The organism is Spirillospora sp. NPDC049652, assembly GCF_040675125.1.
Lineage (GTDB): Bacteria > Actinomycetota > Actinomycetes > Streptosporangiales > Streptosporangiaceae > Spirillospora.
Genome location: NZ_JBFAOF010000087.1, coordinates 1 through 14,330, shown reverse-complemented (window position 1 = coordinate 14,330; position 14,330 = coordinate 1). Strand labels below are relative to the sequence as shown.

The following is a 14,330-nucleotide window of genomic DNA, read 5'->3' as shown; positions in this document are numbered from 1 at the left end:
CGTCGATCCGGTCGAGCCCCGCCGCGCACTGCAGCAGCGTCGACTTTCCCGAGCCGGACGGGCCCATGATCGCGGTGAAGGTCCCGGCGCGGAACGCCAGGCTGACCCCGTCCAGCGCGGTGACCCGGCCGTCGCCCGCACTTCCGTAGGACTTGCGGACGTCGACCAGGGTGACGATGCCGTCCCCGCCCGCCGCGTCGGCAAGCGCTCGCTCAGGGGACGGCACGGAGGGACTTCGGTTCCAGAGCAAGCTTCCGCCTTCTCAGTGGGCCAGGGGGGACGGGGCGCTCCGCCCCGCCGCCAGAAACTATGGCCGTCCGCCGTCCCCGCGCCTCCGGGCTGGACCCTGAGATCGACCCTGAGGTGCCCCGAACCGGGTCCTCACGGTTCGAGAACGTCCGGGAGCTTCTGCCGTATGACGTGGAGCTGCGTCTGGAGGACGTCCCACGGGAAGGAGCCCTCGTTCGCGCCGGGGGAGTCGGGGGCGGGGAGGCGGTCGTGGTCGAGGACGACGTGGACGCCCCAGGAGCGCAGTTCGGCGACGCTGCGTTCGAAGACGGGATGGCGGGCCAGAGCGGCGTTGGGCCAGGGCACGGCGACGATCGGACGGCCGAGCCCGACGGCCTCGTTGAGCAGGCCCAGGGCGAGGGTGTCGCTGATGCCCTGCGCCCACTTGTTGACCGTGTTGAAGGTGGCCGGGACGACGGCGAACGCGTCGGCGGGCGGGAGGACGTCCGGCTCCTCGGGACGCTTGTAGTCGTTCCGCACCGGGTAACCGGTGAGCTCGCGCAACGCGTCACCGGGGATGAACTTGGTGCCGGACGGGGTGGCGATCACGCAGACCGTCCAGCCGTCCGCCTGGAGCCGCGGGACGAGGTCGGGCAGGTCGGCGGCGGGGCGTCCGCCACAGGCGATGAGGTAGAGCACCGGTCCGTCGGGCACGCGATCTCCGTTCGTAGCAGTGGGCATCGCGCCCAGCCTGCCACCTGCGCGGTTCGGCTCACCGGCCGCTCCGTCCGGTCGGGCGAGTGAGATCATCGAGCGTGGTCAGCACCGTGGAGCAGCTCCGCAAACTGCTCGCCCCCTTGAACGCCCACAAGCCCGCGCACGACTATCGGCGCGTCTCGGTGGACGCCGCGCCGACCCTCGAACCGGCCACCCCTCTCGAAATCGCCGCACCCCTGCACGCGCTCATCGCCGCAGGCGGGATAGCCGCGCGTCCTCCCTCGTTCCCGAGAAGGAACACGAGCGTTCCCAGCTCGTCCCTCAAAGGTCTCGCCGCGGAACTCGAACCGGTCGGGCTGCCTGCGGACATCCTCCTGTCAGTGCTGGTCCGCACCTGCACGGTGACCCTGGCGTATCGCCATGCCATCGGACCGTGGACCCCCAAGGCGGCGCGTTCCCGCCTCGGCAGAGTGCCCAAGCTGCTGGGGCCGGAAGCCCGGTGGTGGAGCAACGTCACCTTCGACGACCCCGAGGAATGGAGGCCCCTGGGTCGTCCCACGCGCTACTCGTGGCGTCCGGTCACCGGACACACCTTCGATCGCGTGCTCATCGGATCCGGTGCGGGCGCACTGGTGACGATCCTCGCCTTCGCCGACGACTGAGAGAGTCGCCGAGGCGGACGCCGTCTCCGCCGACGACCCCGAAGGCTCAGGTGACGCTGGCGGGACTTGCGTACAGCTCAAGCACGAACCGAGCAGGACGCCTCTGCTTCCACCGGCCGGTGGAAGCAGAGGCGTCCTGCTCGGTTCAGCGCTGCTTGATGAGTTTGGTGAGGGCTTCGAGACTCTTGCGCGGCAGGGTCAGGCAGGAATCGTCGAGGGCCTTGCTGTCCCGCACACCGATGAGAGACGCGAGCGCGCCGAGCTCGATGCAGGCTCCGCCGTTCTCGCTACTATGACTGCTCTTCCGCCACTGCGGAGGGTCTTGGCTCATCATCCCGACCGGTCCTCCTAAAGACGTCGATCGACAAACGCGCAAACTGTCGGTACCCGCGTTTCCTCAGCTAGTCGCCGCGATCGGTCGATGCGCGATGGCCTCAGTGAGGACCGCGAGGTTTTTGCGAGTCATGGTCAGGTGGGGACCCTCGGGGTCCGTGCTGTCGCGTACCCCGACGAAGGTGACGAGGTCAGCGAGTTCGACGCAGTCCCCACCATTGTCAGTGCTGTGACTGCTCTTGCGCCACTGCGGAGGGTCTTGGCTCGTGGTCACCATCGGTCCTCCCCGAAGACGTCGATCGACAAGAAGCGCAGGCCGCACGGTTGAGCGAGGGCGTTCGTATGTCAGATGTGTCTGATGGCCGCAGTGAGGGCCGTGAGGTCTTCGCGTGTCACGGTCAGGCGGGGGCCGTCGGGGTCCTTGCTGTCGCGCACCCCGATCGCGGGGGCGAGGTCAGCGAGCTCGATGCAGTTGCCGCCGTTGTCGGCGCTACGGGTGCTCTTTCTCCACTGCGGACTGCGCTTCTTCATAGCTCCTCGTGTGCCTTTCGGATCATGTCGACGGACATGTGCTCTGGGAGTGCCCTGGATTGGAGATGCCGCAGGGTTTCCGCCAGGTTGCTGAGGTCGTCGCGGGCGTCGGTCGTAATCCCTCTGATCGCGGTATCCAAATATGCTACCGCGCTGAGGTCCGGCAGGGTAGCGACGACGAACGCGCCCCCTGCCCCGACGGGGCGGCCGCCAGGCAGCACAACCTGCACCGTGACGTTGGGGAGTTCTGCCATGGTGCACAGGTGGGTCAGTTGCTCCTGCATCGCTTCGCGGGTTCCGACCGGGTTCGAAAGAGCCGTTGAAGACAACAGTGCGGTGAAGGAGATGGGAGAAGGATCGGACCTGGTGAGGAGCATTTGCCGGTCGAGCCGGTTCTTGACCGCGTCCTCGCTCGAAAGGAGCTGGCTGGCGTATGCCTCGGTCTGCAGGAGCCCTGGGATGACGGTGGGCTCCCACGTGATGAGCGATGCTGCTTCGCTCTCTATCGCGGACCAGTCCAGGAACCACGACGGTACGGGGCTTCCGTCCCGGTAGAGGTCCTCCCACAGTTCGAGGAGCGCTCCGTTGGCTCCGGTCAGCTGATCGACGATCGTCGTGAACTCTCGCTTGCACGGTCGCTTGCCGGTCTCGACCAGGGAGATGAACGAGACGCTTGTGTGCGTTCGCCTGGCGATGGCCTCCTGCACCACGCCTGCCTTGGTCCGGTAGCGCTTCATCTGGCTGCCGAAGGCTTTGAGGGCGGGTTCCACCGTGGGCCGTTGGCGTCGAGGGGGCATGAGCGAAGATCCTTTGTCTCGGATGACGATGATCTCTCATGACTTTCTGCCTTGCGACAGATAACGCTAGTCGATAGCCCGTCTCGAAAGTCAAGGGCTATCTCTTAAGTGGCAGCAGGAAAACGTCACGGAGGGAGGGTGGACGGTATGTCTGTGCAGATTGCACCGGATTGTCCGACGCCTCAGTTGGTGATCGACCGAGACGAGTTGGAGGACATCAAGGACGCGCGCGACTTCCTGGGCGAAGTGCTTATCGCGCTCGGTGTGGACGATCAGAATGCCGTTTATGTCGCGAAAACTGTCGCGACGGAGCTGATCACCAACGCCGTCCGGCACACCCGGACCGCCAGCGTCCTCATGCGCGTGTACGTCGGGGAGGACGGGCGTCCGGTGATCGAGGTCGAGGACGACAGCGACGCGCGCCCGAAGGCCAGGCCCCTCACCCTGGACGACTTCTCGGGGCGCGGCCTCGCTCTCATCGAGGGCTTGGCCGCGTGCTGGGGGTGGGCGCTCCGCGAGGACGGCGGCAAGGTCGTCTGGGCCGTCCTGGACGTGGTGGTCCCGTGATCGGGGCGACCGGGACCGCGTCCGCGCGCGCCGTCCTCCTCGTCATGCTCCGCCGGGCGTTCCCCGCATGGGAGATCGATCTGTGCGGCCGGGGCATCTGGCGCGCCGAGGGACCCATCCTCATCTCGGCCAGTTCGTGCGACGGCTTCGTCCAGGCCCTCGGCGACGCCGACCCCGAAGCCCTCGCCAAAGCCATCGAAGACCCGCACCAGCCCCCGTGACGCCAAGAGCGCACACGGCAGGAGCCTCGGAGGTCACCGGACGAAATGTGGGTGACCTCCGAAACCCAAGTACCTCCAAGGGCGTATCCACCTACCACCCACCGGCCGAGCGTGTCGACCGCGAGCTTGTGCAGGCGGAGAGAAGGCGTCTGCCGGAAACGGGATGTCAGTCTCGCCCGAAGCCCGTCACTGATCTCGCTGGCGGCGGTTGGCCAGCCAGATGGCCGCAGCCAGCGTCCACGAGCTAATACCCCCAAGGGTGTAAACGACCGCCTTGAAGCCTGAGCTGGTGAGAGCTGCTCCGGTGAACAGCCACACCCCTGCCAGGAGGAGCATGACCGGGAAGAGTGAGACGCATTTTCACCGACGGCAGTCACCTGCTTCACACTCGCCGTAGCCGTAGCCGTAGCCGTAGCCGTAGCCGTAGCCGTAGCCGTAGCCGTAGCCGATCCCCGCACCGCTCCCGCGAGCCGCCCATGGCGGGACGACGAGGCCGACGGCCGGGGCTGCTCGTGCCGCGGCGATCAGTCGGCCGCACCCGAAATCGTTCCGTCCAGGAGGCCCACTCCATCCGGCTGGGTGAAACGTCCTGCGCCCGGGAAGCGTGGTAGCGGTAACCGAGGTGGTTGGTGTCGCCTGCGGCTCGGAACTGTGCGAATCGCTCGCGTGACGGGGCCCCAGAGGTCGCCGGACCGAACGCGGCGTCCTCTGGGGCTCAACTCATCGTGAAGAGCGGCCCTTGCCCTCCGTCTCCTTACGCAATCGGCGGGCGCCCCGAATGAAGTACCCACCTACGAGGAACAAGCCGAAAGCGATGATCGTGCAGCCCGTGGCGAGTCCCCAATCGCCTTTGGCGATCCCGGTCCAAGTCAGCACCGCCATGAGGAGGATGATGACTCCCATCACGATGAAGTACACCCCGAGTCGAGCCAGGGGACCCAGAAGTGCGGGCACGCGCGGATCTTCGCTCATGATTTCCTAAGGGGCGAGAATGTTCTGTCCGAACCACAGGCTGCTCGCCACGCCGACGGCGCAGCCTGCCACGGGTATGGCAGCTTCGGCTTCTGGCCCCAGCGCCAGGGCGGCCGGCTGGATATAACTGGTGGCGCCCCAGAGGGCGACCGCGCCTCCGAAGCACCCGGAAATCGCGGTATCGATCGTCCCGGCGACGTTTTCCAGGTCGCTCAGAAAGCCGAGTCCGCTGGGGTCGACATTGTTGATGGGGTTGTCGCCGGCGTAGGCATAGCGATTTCCCCGCGTTGGGTTGGCGAGGCTGGAAACGGAGTCCTGCTGGGTGAAGCCGCCCTGGCCTGGCACGTAGTAGCGGTAGCCGAGGTGCAGGCTGCCTGTGGCGGGGTCGGTGATTTCTCCGGTGTAGCCGAGAGGATTGGCGTCACCGTTGGCCTTGCCGGACTGTTCGCCCCAGGGGGTGTAGGTGTAGCCGGTGGTCTTGGCGCCGGTGGTGTTGACGACGGCGAGGACGGAGCCCAGGCCGTCGGTGACGTATGCCGACTCGGTGCCGCCGGTGTTGGCGCCGAGCGGGGCGCCGTTGTCGTCGCGGTCGAGGTAGACGGTGGTGACGCCGGTGGTGGTGGCGATGGGCTTGTTCTGGCCGTAGACGATGCCGGTGGTGCCGGTCTTGACCAGTTCGCGCTGGTCGGGGCCGGCGTAGGTGTAGCCGGTGGTGGTGGTGCCCACCTTGGACTGGGTGAGCTGTCCGGCGGCGTTGTAGGTCATCTGGCTCACGGTCGGCGAGGAGGTCTGGTTGCCTGCGGCGTCGTAGCCGTACCCCGTGCTGGTGATCTGATTCGCCGAGTTGTAGGTGAGGGTCTGGCTCGTGGCGCCGTCGGTGGTGACCTTGGTGCGGTTGCCGTCGGAGTCGTAGTCGTAGGTGTAGTCGTGGCCGTTCGCGCCGGTGGCCTTGGTCAGGCGGTTGCCGCCGTCATAGGTGAACACGCTGGTCTTGCCGGAGGCGTTGTCCTTGGACCATTGGCGCAGTCCGGTGTCGTCGGCACTGGCGGTGGAGCAGCCCGAGCCGGAGACGTACTTGGCGTAGCAGTACGACAGGTCGGAGAGCACCGGGCTGGTGCTGGAGGCGCCGGTGGTCTTGGTGCCGGTGAGGCGGTTGGACTTGTCGTAGCTGTAGACGGTGTGCATCGACCAGGTGGGGCCGGTGGAGTTGTAGTTGAAGTACAGGTCGGTGCGGTTGCCGTCGTCGTCGTACTTGAACACCCACTGCTTGCCGGTGGCGTCGGTCATGCTCGCCAGCAGGTTGCGGGTGGAGTGCACGTAGTGCAGGGTGCCGCGGGCGTCGAGCTGGTTGACCAGGTTCCCCGCCGGGTCGTACTGCCAGTCGATCTCACCGCCGCCGGAGGTGGACTGCCGCGCGGCCATCAGGTTGCGCGAGGTGTAGGACCAGGTCGTCGTCCCGGAGGCATCGGTGCGGGTGGAGACGTTGCCGGCCTTGTCGTAGGTGAAGGTGACCTTCGGCGTCCCGTCGGAATAGGAGACCGTGAGCATCCGGTCGTCATCGTCGTAGGTGTAGGTGGTGGTTTTCCCGTTGCCGTCGGTGCTGGTGGCCAGGCGGCCGTAGCCGTCGTAGGTGAAGGTCTTCTTCTTCAGCGTGTTGCCCGTCGGCGGGGTGATCGAGGCCAGCTGGTGGTTGGCGTCGTACCCGTAGGTGGTCGGGTTGCCGCTGTTGGCGGGATCGGTGGAGTCCTTGACCGTGCCGTCGTCGTTGTAGGAGACCTTGGCGGTCGCGGCGGTGGCGTCCTTGGCCGAGGACAGGTTCCCCGGGCCGTCGTAGGTGTAGGCGGTGCTGTTGCCCTGGGTGTCGGTCCCGGCCGAGGGTTGATAGGCCGCGGTCGGGTTCTGGCTGGTCGGGCTGTTGCCGTAGGCCAGGGAGGCCTTCGCTCCGGTCGGTGAGGCCGACTGGGTGAGCGACTCGCCGCCGTTGGCCCCGAAGGTGTTGGACGTCAGGCCGCCGTTGCCGTTCTGGTAGGACGCGATGTCGCTGAACGGCGTGTACGACTTGGACCGGGTCTTGCCCGCCGGGTCCACCACCTTGGTCACCCGGTCGTTGCTGTTGAGGGTGTAGGTGGTGTGCGGGACGTCGGCGACCGCCTTGGACTGGTCGGTGTTGGGGTCGGCGACCTGCGTCTCGGTGTCGGACGGGTACGCCAGCCGCGTCACCATGTTGCTGGACTGCCCGACCTGCGTCACCGCCAGCACCCGGTGCCCGGAGTCATAGGTCAACTGCGTCTGGGCGCTCTTGCCGTTGGTGACCGAGTTCAGGTTGCCCGAGCCGTCGTACCCGAACCGGACCACCTCGCCGGCCGCCGCCTGGATCTGCACCAGCCGGTTGGCGGCCTCGTCGTAGCTGTAGGTGACGCTGCGGTTGTGGCCGTTCCCGTCGGACTGGTCGTACCGCGTCAGATGACCGTTGTAGAACACCACCTTGATCTGACGTCCGCTGCTCTCGCCCTTGGGCTTGTAGGTGATGGACGAGAGTTCTCCGGAGGAGTAGCCGAAGTCGGTGGTGTTGCCGTTGCGGTCGGTGGTCTTGGTCGGCAGGCCGGAGGAGTCGAAGTAGCTGACGGCGCCTGACCCGTGGTCGGTGTACTTCCAGCCGCCGCCCGACTGCGAGACCAGGTCGCCCTTGAACTCCTTGGGCGTGGCGTAGCCGGAGCCCGAGACGGTGAACACTCCGGAGGTGCCGTCCGGGCCGCTGTAGGTGACCGAGCCGTCGCTGTTCTTGTACAGCCGGACGTCCTGGCCGACCCGGGTCGTCCACCCCGGCGCGATCACTCCGGCCGGGACGGAGGAGGCGTGCAGCAGGCTGTTGTAGGCCGCGCCGACGGTGACGTTGCCGCCGATGCCCGGCAGCGACATGTCGGTGGTGCGCAGCATCGCGTCACCGGACCCGACGTTCACCTTCAATTCCAGGTTGTCGGCCAGGTTGTAGGTCAGGAACGTCGCGTTGCGGACCGGGCCGATCCCGACCGGCACCGAGGCCGTCACCGCCGGCGCGGTGACGGCCTTCCGAGGCGGCTGGACGGTCTTCGGGTCGGCGAACGTTGGGATCGACGTCTTGGCCGGGTCCCCGACGGTGCCGGGACTGACCAGGCGCGGGCCGTGCCGCTTGGACGGCCCGAGCCTGGGGTTGCCGAAGTGCGGAGAGCCGATCTCCGGATACAGGTGCCGGAAGGTGTAGGGAGCGGGCTTGGCCTGTGCCGGTGCCGGGGCCGCCAGTGAGGCCGCGGCCACCGCGACCGCCGCCGTCAAGGCGGCAAAGCGCTTTGCCATGAGGGGAGTCCTTCTCGGGAGCTGAGAAGCACGGCGAGAACCCTGGCATTGCGGCTTTCCTCTTCGCGTTGGTGGTCGCCGAGGGGCTCGCCGTGGTGCGGACTCAACGGATCTTCTGATCGCTCGAAGGTGAAGTAAAGGCCTTCGGTCCATTGAGCTTGACCATGATCGGCCACGCCCGCGGCGGGCGTCCGTCACCAGGGGTGGGGGCCGTCGTCGGAGAAGAAGGCTCCGGTCGGGCCGTCCTCGCCGAGCGTCGCGGCCCAGATGGCGGGGGCCGCGCCCTGGGCGGCGGTGCGGACGCCCTTGTGGCCGTTCAGATCGGTGGCGCAGTAGCCCGGGTTGATGGCGTTCACCTTGATCGCGGTGTCCCGCAGCTCCTTGGCGTAGCAGACCGTGACCATGTTCACGGCCGCCTTGGACGCGTTGTACGCGAGAAGGTTGGCCTCGCGGAACGGGGACTCCGGGTCGGTGTTCAGCGCCAGCGAGCCCAGTTCGCTCGACATGTTGACGATGCGGGCGGCCGGGGCCGTGCGCAGCAGCGGCAGCATGGCGTTGGTCACCGTGACCACGCCGAAGACGTTGGGCTCGAAGGTCCGGCGCAACAGCTCGGCGGAGGTGTCGCTCGGGACGGCGCGCGTCAGCGAGACGCCCGCGTTGTTGACGAGCGCGTCCAGCCGTCCGTACTCGCGGTCGATCCAGGCGGCGGCGGACTTGACGCTCGTCTCGTCGGTCACGTCCACGTGCACGAACCGGGCGTCCACGCCCTCCTCGCGCAGGGCGCGCTCGGCGGCCCGTCCGCGCTCCTCGTCGCGCGCGCCCACCAGCACGGTTCCGCCGATGCGGCGCGCGATCTCGTAGCCGATGCCCTTGTTCGCCCCGGTGATGAGTGAAATTCGCATGGCTGAGACTGTGCGGCCGTCCGGCGGCGGGCGGGAGAGACCTGTCGAGGCTGGTACCGGCGGTCCCCCCTTCTCCGTTCGCCACCGGTAGCCCGCATGGGAGATCCTCAGAAGGTGGACAAGCGAGGATTGGCGGTGTTCCTCCGGGACCGGCGCGCGAAGGTCCGTCCGGAGGACGTCGGGCTGCCCGCCGGTGCGCGCCGGCGCACCCCCGGCCTGCGCCGCGCGGAGGTCGCCCAGCTCGCCGGAATCTCGGTCGACTACTACACCCGCATGGAGCAGGCGCGGGGCCCGCACCCGTCCCGGCAGGTCCTGGCCGCGCTGGCCAGGGCGTTGCGGCTGGCCGACGACGAGCGCACCCACCTCTACCACCTGGCGGACGAGCAGCCGCGCCCGCCCGCCGGGCCTCCGCAGGAGGTGCCGCAGGGCGTGCTGCGGATGCTCCACCGCATGGACGGCGTCCCGGCGTACGTCATGGACGCCAAGTACGACGTCCTGGCCTGGAACGACCTGGCCGTCGCGCTCCTCCGGGACTTCTCGGCGCAGGCCCCGCGCGACCGCAACGTGATCCGGCGCATCTGCCGCGACGGCGGGCACGACGAGCGGTTCGTGCGGGACTGCGTCGCCGACCTGCGGGCCACGGCCGCGAAGTACCCCGCCGACGCGGGCGTCCGCGAACTCGTCGCCGAGGTGAACGCCGTCCCCGCGCTCGCCGCGATGTGGGACGAGCGGGAGGTGCGCGTCCGCCGCAGCTCCCTCAAGCGGATCGACCACCCGCGCGTCGGCCCGCTCGAACTGCACGTGGACTACCTCGTCGTACCGGAGAGCGACCAGCGCGTCGTCCTCTACACCGCCGCCCCCGGCACCCCGTCGCACGAGGCGCTACGGCAACTCAAGGAGACCGCCGTCCCCTGCTGACCGAGCGCCCCGGCCCGCTCAGAACCCGATGGCCTCACGCAGCAGCAGGACCGTGCCCATGACCTTCCTGGAGCGCTCGGTCACGATCAGCCCGGCTTGGCGGCACAGCAGAACGGCGTCACCGTCATGGTGTTCGCCTTCGACATCGCGGACGATCGCATCAAGCGCATCTGGGTAGTCACAACCCCGAAAGACTCCGCCCCCGGCCAGCCGCCTGACCCGTCGTTCAGCAGGGATGCCAGGTGCGCCCGCCAGGGGCGTAGCAGCGCGGCCCGGTGTACCCCGACCCGCCCCCACGAGATCCACCATCATCGGAGTCGGCATCGTCTGCGCTGTGAGTCGGTTCTGGTCGCGGGCGGGGCAGCTGTATCTTCCACTGCCGCGCCCCCTGGCGAAGCGTCACCTTGCTGCCCGCCTTGGTGCCATACGCGCACGCGGTGATCGTGCCGCGAGCCGTCGCGCCGGGCGGGATGGCGTTCGTCCCAGTCAAAGCGATCGACATCGTGGTGACGGGAAGACGGGTGCCTTTATGGATGACAGTGAACGGGTTCGGCCATCCGTTCCCCCCGGTACCGGCGGAGCCCTCGTCAAGAGTCACGTGGGACCCGTTCTTGACGCGAACCTTGAGCGCGATGCAAGCCTCGTCCAGATCGTTGAGAACTCCCGAAGCAGACACCACCGTGTACTGCACGCCGCGCTCCGGAGACGGCTGCGGCGCTTCCTCCGATGGCGCGCTGAGTGACGCGCCTGCGCGGCCCTTGGCGGCGCACCTCCCAGCGAGCAAAGCCGTCGTGATGAGAACGAGAGCAAGTGCGGCTACGGCTGCAATTATGGGGGCCCGGGACGTCATGACGCGGAACACTACAGGCTTCTGCGCATCCCTCTCGGGAAGCGTATTGACCAGACGTCGGTGTTGGTCAGATGGAATGTCGTTGTAACCAGCCAGTTCCGCCGCTGAAAAAGGCACCTCGGTGGTGTCGACAATGCGCGAGGACGATGCGGTGCTGTTTTCCAGTACCACCCCTGAGGCAGAAAGGTCCGCAACCTCGTGCGGGGCCCTCGTGCCAGCCTCGCCGTGTTCGACACCGCGAACCCCTGCCGCACGGTGGAGTTGCGCGGCATCGCGGAGGTCGTCGAGGACGACGACCGCGCCGTCCAGCGCGAGGTGTCCCACAAGTACCTGGGCCATGACTCGTCGCCCGACCCCAAGTGCATGGTCCGCGTCGCCGTCCGTGTTATCCGCACAATCCGAAGCTTCTGCGCCTGACGCACGGGCGGTGTGGGGTTCTCAGGCTCCTTCTTGGATGGCGGTGGCGACGTCTTTCGGGTGGGTCAGGTGGGGGTGGTGGCCTGCGCCCGGGATGGGCGTGGCGGTCACGTTCGGGAGTTCTGCCAGCAGTGCTGCGCCCTCGGGGGTGAGTGGGTATTCGGAACCGTGGATGACATGGACGCGGCCGGATAGGCGCGTAGTCGGGTGGTCAGCTCGTCGCGCCATTCGGGGGACGCGGCCTGAGCGAGGAGGCGGGCGGTGGCGGCGGCGGTGCCGCGCCGGAGGTCTTGCGCGCTTGACGCCAGCGCGTTCGCGTGGCCGAGGTCGCCGGTGAGCCACCGGGCGAGTCCTTGGGCGGTGACGTGGCGCAGGTACAGGTGGGTGAGCGGCCTCCACTCGCGCGGACGCGCCTGGAGGAAGAAGGGGGAGACGAGGGTCAGGCGGACCTCGGTGTGCGCGGTCGCGGCGTCCAGGGCGGTCGCCGCGCCGATGGAGTGGCCCATCAGGTGGCGGCCGCCGCTCGGGAACGGTCCGCTGTCTCTTGATCGCTTCAAGAGTTGTCGCTATAAAGAGATCATGCGGGACGAGACGGACGAGGACCGGTTCTTCCGGGAGCTGGGCGGCGCGTGGGCCGAGGTGCGGCAGGCCTTCGCGCGGCATGTGGGGTTGAGCGCGCAGCGCGTGCAGTTGCTCGTCCGGCTGCGGCGGCAGGGCGAGACCAGCCACAGCGACCTGCGGCAGGCGCTCGGCATCGACGGCGCGTCCATCACCCGGCTGGTCAAGGAGCTGGAGGGCGAGGGGCTGGCCCGGCGCCGCCTCGACCCGGACGACAACCGCTACACGCTGGCCGCCCTGACCCCCGCCGGGGAGCGGGCCGCGAGTGACCTGGAACGAGCGCACCAGACGTATCAGGAACGCCTGCTGGACGGCGTCTCCGCGGACGAGCGGGAGACCGTGCTGCGCGTGCTGCGGCGCGTCCGGACGAACATCACCGAGCAGGGAGAACGATGAACGACGCGCAGGGAGAACGATGAGCGACGTGCGAGGACCGACGGGCGACGGCGTGCGGGCCGTGGCCGAGGCGATGTACACGGCCTTCAACACCCGCGACCACGAGGCCGCCCACGAGATCTTCGCGGCGGACTTCTACAGCCATCCGATGGACGCGACCGGGCCGGAGAGCGTCGCCCGGCGCTGGTGGCAGATGCACGAGACCTTCCCCGAGCTGCGGGTCACGGTCGAGGACATGGTGGTCGAGGGTGACACGGTCGCCGTCCGCACGAGCATGCTGGGCGTCCCGGGGCAGTCGCCGACGATGATGGAGATCTTCCGGGTCCGGGACGGGCGCATCGCCGAGCTGTGGGGGCTCTCCTCGATGAGCCGCTGACCGGCCCCGGTCCTCAGGGGCCGGTCAGCGGGCGTGCGCTAGAGCCAGGCGGCGAGGCGGTCGAGGAAGGTCGCCGCCACCGGCGGGCGCGGTTCGGCGAGAACGCCCAGGTGGAAGACGTGCGGCATGCCGTCGTAGACCTCCAGGGTGACATCGACGCCCGCTCCGGCCGCCGCCTCGGCGTAGCGCCGGGAGTCGTCCAGGAGGACTTCGGTGCCGCCCGCGACCATGAGCATCCGCGGCAGCCCGGCCAGGTCGCCGTGGAGGGGCGACTGGGGCGCCTGGTCGTTCGGCAGCCCGCCCAGGTACTGGCCGACGACGTGCTCGACGACCTCGCGCGTGACGGCGTCCCGGCCCGCCGGGTCGTCGACCGAGGGGCTCGTGATGGTGAAGTCGGTCACCGGGGAGACCGCGACCACCGCGTCCGGCAGGGGCGTGCCCTCGTCGCGCAGGGTGAGCAGCGCCTCCAGGATGAGCGTCGCGCCCGCCGACTCGCCGAAGAAGACCGTCCGCTCGGCGGGGACGCCGGCGGCGAGCAGCGCGCGGTAGGCGCTGATCAGCTCGTCGTGCGCGACGGGGAAGGTGTGCTCGGGCGCGAGCGAGTAGTCCAAGCCGAACGCCGGACGATCCGCCGTCCGCGACAGGTGGTAGGCCATCGGGCGCTCGAATTCGGGCATCCGCATCTCGAAACCGCCGCCGTGCGCGTACAGGACGACGCCCGCTTCCCGCGCCGGACGGCCCGACGCGTCCACCCAGTGGCCCGGAACCGGCAGCGTGAACGGCTGCGCGGTGCCCGCGTCGGACGGCAGCGGCGGCGGGGCCGCGAACACGCCGGACAGCGCCGCGAACAGGGTGTCGTAGGTGTCGGGGCCGGTGACGCGGTTGGCCGTCACGCGCTTCTCCTTGTCGGCCAGGGCGTTCGGGACGGGAACGGGCCGCGCCTCCTCGCCGTCCACGGGGACGGGGTGCAGGGCGACGACCGGGATGGTCCGGGACGTCTTGCGCTGGTACTCGGCCCAGCCGGGGTCGGACTCGACGGCGCGGGACCAGGCCTCGTCGCGTTCGGCCCCTTCGAGGACGACCGCGTCGGCCTCCAGGACGGACGTGCCGGTCTCCACGGTCACGCGCGGGTTGGCCGCCAGGTTGTGGAACCAGGCCGGATGCCGGTCGGCGCCGCCCGCCGACGCGATCACCAGCAGGCGGTCCGCGTCGGGGATACGGCCGAGGGGCGTGGTGTGCGGACGGCCGGTGCGCGCGCCCGTCGTGGTGAGCAGGATCAGGCGGGCTCCCTCGAACATGCCGCCCACGCGCCCGTGGTTGGCCCGGAACTCGTCGATGACCTGCTGGTTGAAGTCCACGATCGGTGTGGTCAAGATTCTCCTCGCTGTTTTTTCGCAGGGTGGAACTCGATGGGTGGTGGGTGCGCTCGTCCGGCGGAGGGCGCGGGGCGGGGAGCGGACGTCCCCGAGGACGGCCCGGCGGACAGGCGGGC

The 14,330-nt window shown here is 68.8% G+C and carries 19 protein-coding genes; 7 read left to right on the top strand and 12 right to left on the bottom strand.

Going from position 1 to position 14,330, the window contains the following annotated elements:
• Positions 1–178 (bottom strand): ATP-binding cassette domain-containing protein (locus AB0J52_RS09100; RefSeq protein WP_500181040.1); only part of this gene is annotated, 178 nt, incomplete at its 3' end.
• A gap of 203 nt (positions 179–381) precedes the next feature.
• A complete protein-coding gene (locus tag AB0J52_RS09095) occupies positions 382–942 on the bottom strand; it encodes a flavoprotein (protein WP_500181039.1) in 561 nt (186 codons plus the stop codon).
• A gap of 101 nt (positions 943–1,043) precedes the next feature.
• On the opposite strand from AB0J52_RS09095, the gene AB0J52_RS09090 reads away from it, so the two are divergent.
• Positions 1,044–1,607, top strand: a complete 564-nt coding sequence (locus AB0J52_RS09090; RefSeq protein WP_500181038.1) for a hypothetical protein — start codon at positions 1,044–1,046, stop codon at positions 1,605–1,607.
• 145 nt (positions 1,608–1,752) lie between these two features.
• Here AB0J52_RS09090 and AB0J52_RS09085 read toward each other — a convergent pair whose 3' ends face one another.
• The 4 genes from AB0J52_RS09085 to AB0J52_RS09070 all read right to left on the bottom strand — a co-directional run bounded on the left by AB0J52_RS09085 (position 1,753) and on the right by AB0J52_RS09070 (position 3,241).
• Positions 1,753–1,941: a DUF397 domain-containing protein gene (locus AB0J52_RS09085; protein ID WP_500181037.1), complete on the bottom strand. Its 189-nt coding sequence runs from the start codon at positions 1,939–1,941 to the stop codon at positions 1,753–1,755.
• A gap of 63 nt (positions 1,942–2,004) precedes the next feature.
• Positions 2,005–2,217 carry a DUF397 domain-containing protein gene (locus AB0J52_RS09080; RefSeq protein WP_500181036.1) on the bottom strand — a complete coding sequence of 71 codons (213 nt, stop codon included), beginning with the start codon at positions 2,215–2,217 and terminating at the stop codon, positions 2,005–2,007.
• Positions 2,218–2,285: 68 nt separating this feature from the next.
• A complete protein-coding gene (locus tag AB0J52_RS09075; protein WP_500181035.1) occupies positions 2,286–2,471 on the bottom strand; it encodes a DUF397 domain-containing protein in 186 nt (61 codons plus the stop codon).
• Positions 2,468–3,241, bottom strand: coding sequence for a helix-turn-helix domain-containing protein (locus tag AB0J52_RS09070; RefSeq protein WP_500181034.1), 774 nt, complete (start codon positions 3,239–3,241; stop codon positions 2,468–2,470). The genes AB0J52_RS09075 and AB0J52_RS09070 overlap by 4 nt, the downstream gene beginning before the upstream one ends.
• 216 nt (positions 3,242–3,457) lie before the next feature.
• Between AB0J52_RS09070 and AB0J52_RS09065 the strand changes: the two genes are divergently transcribed.
• On the top strand, positions 3,458–3,835 hold the full coding sequence (locus tag AB0J52_RS09065; protein WP_500181033.1) for an ATP-binding protein: 378 nt from the start codon (positions 3,458–3,460) through the stop codon (positions 3,833–3,835).
• Positions 3,832–4,056, top strand: coding sequence for a hypothetical protein (locus AB0J52_RS09060; protein ID WP_500181032.1), 225 nt, complete (start codon positions 3,832–3,834; stop codon positions 4,054–4,056). The genes AB0J52_RS09065 and AB0J52_RS09060 overlap by 4 nt, the downstream gene beginning before the upstream one ends.
• Positions 4,057–4,776: 720 nt before the next feature.
• Here AB0J52_RS09060 and AB0J52_RS09055 read toward each other — a convergent pair.
• From AB0J52_RS09055 to AB0J52_RS09045, 3 genes are all read right to left on the bottom strand, one after another.
• The gene (locus AB0J52_RS09055; RefSeq protein ID WP_500181031.1) at positions 4,777–5,028 is read right to left on the bottom strand and encodes a hypothetical protein; all 252 of its coding nucleotides are present in this window, start codon (positions 5,026–5,028) and stop codon (positions 4,777–4,779) included.
• A gap of 6 nt (positions 5,029–5,034) precedes the next feature.
• The gene (locus AB0J52_RS09050) at positions 5,035–8,361 is read right to left on the bottom strand and encodes an RHS repeat-associated core domain-containing protein (RefSeq protein ID WP_500181030.1); all 3,327 of its coding nucleotides are present in this window, start codon (positions 8,359–8,361) and stop codon (positions 5,035–5,037) included.
• Positions 8,362–8,555: 194 nt separating this feature from the next.
• The gene (locus AB0J52_RS09045) at positions 8,556–9,263 is read right to left on the bottom strand and encodes an SDR family oxidoreductase (RefSeq protein ID WP_500181029.1); all 708 of its coding nucleotides are present in this window, start codon (positions 9,261–9,263) and stop codon (positions 8,556–8,558) included.
• Between the two features lie 114 nt (positions 9,264–9,377).
• Between AB0J52_RS09045 and AB0J52_RS09040 the strand changes: the two genes are divergently transcribed.
• A complete protein-coding gene (locus tag AB0J52_RS09040; RefSeq protein WP_500181028.1) occupies positions 9,378–10,181 on the top strand; it encodes a helix-turn-helix transcriptional regulator in 804 nt (267 codons plus the stop codon).
• 18 nt (positions 10,182–10,199) lie between these two features.
• Here the strand turns inward: AB0J52_RS09040 and AB0J52_RS09035 are convergent, their stop codons facing one another.
• Positions 10,200–10,493 carry a hypothetical protein gene (locus AB0J52_RS09035; protein ID WP_500181027.1) on the bottom strand — a complete coding sequence of 98 codons (294 nt, stop codon included), beginning with the start codon at positions 10,491–10,493 and terminating at the stop codon, positions 10,200–10,202.
• 736 nt (positions 10,494–11,229) lie between these two features.
• Between AB0J52_RS09035 and AB0J52_RS09030 the strand changes: the two genes are divergently transcribed.
• Positions 11,230–11,448, top strand: a complete 219-nt coding sequence (locus AB0J52_RS09030) for a pyridoxamine 5'-phosphate oxidase family protein (RefSeq protein ID WP_500181026.1) — start codon at positions 11,230–11,232, stop codon at positions 11,446–11,448.
• A gap of 107 nt (positions 11,449–11,555) precedes the next feature.
• Here the strand turns inward: AB0J52_RS09030 and AB0J52_RS09025 are convergent, their stop codons facing one another.
• Positions 11,556–12,005, bottom strand: coding sequence for a hypothetical protein (locus AB0J52_RS09025; RefSeq protein WP_500181025.1), 450 nt, complete (start codon positions 12,003–12,005; stop codon positions 11,556–11,558).
• 22 nt (positions 12,006–12,027) lie between these two features.
• Between AB0J52_RS09025 and AB0J52_RS09020 the strand changes: the two genes are divergently transcribed.
• Both AB0J52_RS09020 and AB0J52_RS09015 read left to right on the top strand, forming a co-directional pair.
• On the top strand, positions 12,028–12,462 hold the full coding sequence (locus AB0J52_RS09020; RefSeq protein WP_500181024.1) for a MarR family winged helix-turn-helix transcriptional regulator: 435 nt from the start codon (positions 12,028–12,030) through the stop codon (positions 12,460–12,462).
• 19 nt (positions 12,463–12,481) lie between these two features.
• Positions 12,482–12,838 carry a nuclear transport factor 2 family protein gene (locus AB0J52_RS09015; RefSeq protein ID WP_500181023.1) on the top strand — a complete coding sequence of 119 codons (357 nt, stop codon included), beginning with the start codon at positions 12,482–12,484 and terminating at the stop codon, positions 12,836–12,838.
• Between the two features lie 38 nt (positions 12,839–12,876).
• Here AB0J52_RS09015 and AB0J52_RS09010 read toward each other — a convergent pair whose 3' ends face one another.
• Positions 12,877–14,211: a nitroreductase/quinone reductase family protein gene (locus tag AB0J52_RS09010; protein ID WP_500181022.1), complete on the bottom strand. Its 1,335-nt coding sequence runs from the start codon at positions 14,209–14,211 to the stop codon at positions 12,877–12,879.
• Positions 14,212–14,330: the final 119 nt, after the last annotated feature.

Coding starts and splice junctions, on each gene's coding strand:
- AB0J52_RS09085 (WP_500181037.1), bottom strand. CDS start 1,941: ATGATGAGCCAAGACCCTCCGCAGTGGCGGAAGAGCAGTCATAGTAGC.
- AB0J52_RS09080 (WP_500181036.1), bottom strand. CDS start 2,217: ATGGTGACCACGAGCCAAGACCCTCCGCAGTGGCGCAAGAGCAGTCAC.
- AB0J52_RS09075 (WP_500181035.1), bottom strand. CDS start 2,471: ATGAAGAAGCGCAGTCCGCAGTGGAGAAAGAGCACCCGTAGCGCCGAC.
- AB0J52_RS09055 (WP_500181031.1), bottom strand. CDS start 5,028: ATGAGCGAAGATCCGCGCGTGCCCGCACTTCTGGGTCCCCTGGCTCGA.
- AB0J52_RS09050 (WP_500181030.1), bottom strand. CDS start 8,361: ATGGCAAAGCGCTTTGCCGCCTTGACGGCGGCGGTCGCGGTGGCCGCG.
- AB0J52_RS09045 (WP_500181029.1), bottom strand. CDS start 9,263: ATGCGAATTTCACTCATCACCGGGGCGAACAAGGGCATCGGCTACGAG.
- AB0J52_RS09035 (WP_500181027.1), bottom strand. CDS start 10,493: ATGATGGTGGATCTCGTGGGGGCGGGTCGGGGTACACCGGGCCGCGCT.
- AB0J52_RS09020 (WP_500181024.1), top strand. CDS start 12,028: ATGCGGGACGAGACGGACGAGGACCGGTTCTTCCGGGAGCTGGGCGGC.
- AB0J52_RS09015 (WP_500181023.1), top strand. CDS start 12,482: ATGAGCGACGTGCGAGGACCGACGGGCGACGGCGTGCGGGCCGTGGCC.